Below are 3,537 nucleotides of genomic sequence, written 5' to 3'. Positions count from 1 at the left end.
CTATAATCACCTAACCACTTTTCGCAAGTTGATACGCCTTGCTCAAAGCCAGATGAAAGCAAATGATTTTAAAAAAAAGGTACTGAGATCGCCTACGATCCTAGTACCTTTCGTTTTTATACATATAAGATGTGCCTTTTATTGCATAATGACTTTACTAATAAATGACATAAGCACTTGCTTGGCCCGGTAAACTCAAAGTCATAATTGGTGGTGAAATCACATGAATATAGTCACCGATCGCTATGCTTGAATTGATGATCGAATAGCCTTCTTCACCATGAACAATTACTTGATCCTCAAGGCCTTCAGATTTCTCTTTTGATGAAATGGTGATCGTCAACACACCCTTTTCACTTACTTTAACGTCCTGAATATAACCTTCATGGATGGCCATTTCACGGTCAGAAAATTGAATTGTTTTATCTTCAACACTTAGACCAATCCCAAGTATATCCGTAAAGAACTCTAAAGGGACATAGGTTCTGTTTTGATTGATTACCGGTGCATGGCTGAGTTCATGAGGTGCCATTTTGTTTTTAAAATATTGATTTTGTCCAATATAAATACTTGTGAACTGAGCCTCTTTGATAAAATCGACAGCTTGTTTTTCCCCATTCCATTTGGTTTCATAACCCATTTGATCCATTATAGGCTTAACAGGGACCATTAAAACGCCATCAATCCACTTCACGGGTTCATTCAGTTCTATTGCCTTCTCCAAATACATCACCTTAAACTGGTCCAATGCATCTTTCATTGTAGCAGATGTAATTTCATCTGATGCCGATGTGGTTTGGTATAGGGTAGGAATCGCTAGGGTTTCTGCATTTGATATCGTGTTCGTATTAATTTCATTGCTTGTATCTGCAAAAGCAAATATGCTCTGAGTCGCTACTACCAAACCTGTTAATGCTAATATCATATTCTTTTTCATATTTTCCTCCAATAAGTCTTTTGTTTTATACCAATAAGACGCTTGAATACAAAGGAAAGTTCCAGCAAAGACATTACAAGTTCGTAATATGTGCCTGAATTAATGCAAATATATTTTGATAGTAAGGGAATTCTCTTGGTACGAGCATTTGTCCATTAATGATATTATTGGAGGCTTCACCTAGTAGTGTTTTAATGGCGATATGACTTGTTGCACCTGCAATCAAAGCGATGAAATCGTCTAGATCGCAAACTGCAATACTGTCAATCTCTTCGGGAGTTGTGGGTTTAGGGTCAAATTCATCAACAATTAATAAATGAACCCTTGCAACCTCTCGATCATATATCTCATTTGCTTTAAAGACATCCTTAAAATCTCTTAGATAAATAAGTTGTTCATACGAGGTCTTAATGCCAAGCTCTTCTTCTAGTTCTCGCACACTCTCAAAAGTATCTTCACTGCTATAGTGTCCAGCACAAGAAACGTCATAACTTTTTGGAAAAAGAGCTTTATTTGCCGCTCGTCTTTGTAAAATAATTTCATTACGACACTTGTTATAGACCCAACAATGAAAAACGTAATGCCAGTTACCATTTAAGTGAACTGTATTACGGTCTTCTACGCCAATTTTATTGAGTTGCTCATCATATACTGTAATTTGTTCTATCATATTTCTGCCCTCAGTATTTCAATCGTGGTAACCCCTACTTAGGTTTAACAACTTTAATCAAATTAATTCGCTCATTAAATGAGCCTCTTAATGATTCTTTGTTAAGTTGAATTTGCTTCATCTCCGCTTCAGATACATTATGTGTTTTATGAAGGCATTTAATGACTTCAAGAATATCGGCAAGTTCCTCAATATTCTCAGACTCAATATACTCTTGCACTTCTTCGACAAGTTTGTTTTTTAGAGCATTAATATAGTCAACCTCACTTAACTTAGAAACTTCATATAAAGCACCGCTTTCAGCTATAATTTTAGGAATTCTATCACGAACTAATTTATTGTGATATACTGTCTTCATTTTCTCTCTCCTTATTATGTAAAAAATACACCGTTTATCTTTAACTCTATTTTAACTTAAATTTCAAGAACTTTCCATTAAATCATTATCGCCTTTATCATTATAATACCCCCCACTTACATTCTAAGCGGGGGGTATTCTTATACATCATTCGTTTTATTCATCTTTGGGCAAATGTACAGACGCCTCTATAGTAAGGCATCGCCGTCTTCCCAGTCTACTGGACATAAGCCGCCAGTCTGAAGTGCTTTTAAAACTCTGATGGTTTCATCTACGCTTCTGCCTACGTTTAAGTCGTGAACTACACTGTATCTTACAACGCCTTCAGGGTCAATGATAAATAGTCCTCTGAGTGCAATACCAGCGTCTTCTATTAAAACACCATAATCCGAAGAGAGTTTCTTAGTCAAGTCTGCACCCAATGGGAACTTGAGCTTACCTAAATCACTATTGATCCATGCTTTGTGCGAATGTTCACTATCTATACTAACACCAAGTACGTCTGCACCTAATGCTTTAAAGTCATCATATTTTTTAGAGTATGCTGTAATTTCAGTTGGACACACAAATGTAAAATCCAGTGGATAGAAGAATAATACCAACCATTTACCTTTATAATCACTTAAAGATACTCTACCAAATCCACTGCCATCTCCTTGAGCCGTTGCTATGTTAAAATCTGGTGCTTTTTGTCCTACGATTCTTTCCATTATTAAATTCCTCCTGTAAAATTATATTTAAGCCTTGGCTTGTTCTAAAAAGATTATATCATAATTTGTAATCATTACAATATGATTTCTATTATCAATTGTGAATATTTTTTTAACGCCTCTCCAAACTGAATATTTTACAAGACGAAATTTATAGCATACAAAAAGCGCTTATGTCATATGACGATAAGCGCTCCGTTGGCGTATTCATTATTCTGTTTCTTTTGTAAATTGTTTGGGTTCATCATCGCTTTCATCTTCGATATCTGTTTTAACTCTAGGATGCGATACAGATACAATCACTAAATCGTGGTCACTTTGTACTTCTATAAAGCTCGGGATATCTAAAGCAGATAACAAAATTGTATCGCCTACTTTTGCAGTCGACAAATCATATGTGATGTCTGAAGGGCTCTCATCAATTGGATATTTACAGTCAATTTCATTTGTATTCTGTTGAACCATATATCCTTTTTTCTCAAGAAGTTCTTTACCAGCAATATGAATTTGAAGCTTTGCATGAATCTTATCACTTGCCGATACTCTCAAGAGATCAAAATGCATGATTTTTTCTGGTGTCATAATCTCTCTTTGAATATTCTTAATGTAAACTTTGTGTGTTTTGCCTTCCATTTCACAAGCAAACACCGCACTTTGTCCCATCTTTTCAAAGGTTTTATGGAATGTTAATCGATCCACTTTGATTTTCATTGGTTCGATATCATTACCGTAAATAACACCAGCGATCATACCTTGTTTTTTAACCTCTTTGTTTGACTCTTCTCTTAATAATACTTTCATCGTGAGACTCCTCTCAATATAGGTTTACATAATTGATACCTATCTCTCTAGTATAACCTAT

General features: G+C 35.2%; 5 protein-coding genes. All 5 read right to left on the bottom strand.

The window, feature by feature from the left end; genetic code table 11:
- Positions 1 to 157 precede the first annotated feature (157 nt).
- The gene (locus tag AC220I_RS20105; protein WP_486725651.1) at positions 158 to 937 is read right to left on the bottom strand and encodes a copper amine oxidase N-terminal domain-containing protein; all 780 of its coding nucleotides are present in this window, start codon (positions 935 to 937) and stop codon (positions 158 to 160) included.
- A gap of 73 nt (positions 938 to 1,010) precedes the next feature.
- On the bottom strand, positions 1,011 to 1,607 hold the full coding sequence (locus AC220I_RS20100; RefSeq protein WP_486725650.1) for an NUDIX hydrolase: 597 nt from the start codon (positions 1,605 to 1,607) through the stop codon (positions 1,011 to 1,013).
- A 34-nt stretch (positions 1,608 to 1,641) separates the two neighbouring features.
- Positions 1,642 to 1,965 carry a hypothetical protein gene (locus AC220I_RS20095; protein ID WP_486725649.1) on the bottom strand — a complete coding sequence of 108 codons (324 nt, stop codon included), beginning with the start codon at positions 1,963 to 1,965 and terminating at the stop codon, positions 1,642 to 1,644.
- Between the two features lie 188 nt (positions 1,966 to 2,153).
- The gene (locus AC220I_RS20090) at positions 2,154 to 2,675 is read right to left on the bottom strand and encodes a peroxiredoxin (protein WP_486725648.1); all 522 of its coding nucleotides are present in this window, start codon (positions 2,673 to 2,675) and stop codon (positions 2,154 to 2,156) included.
- A 210-nt stretch (positions 2,676 to 2,885) separates the two neighbouring features.
- Positions 2,886 to 3,476, bottom strand: a complete 591-nt coding sequence (locus tag AC220I_RS20085; RefSeq protein WP_486725647.1) for a 50S ribosomal protein L25 — start codon at positions 3,474 to 3,476, stop codon at positions 2,886 to 2,888.
- Positions 3,477 to 3,537 lie beyond the last annotated feature (61 nt).

Source organism: Fusibacter sp. (assembly GCF_057447755.1).
This window is presented reverse-complemented; position numbering and strand designations above follow the sequence as displayed.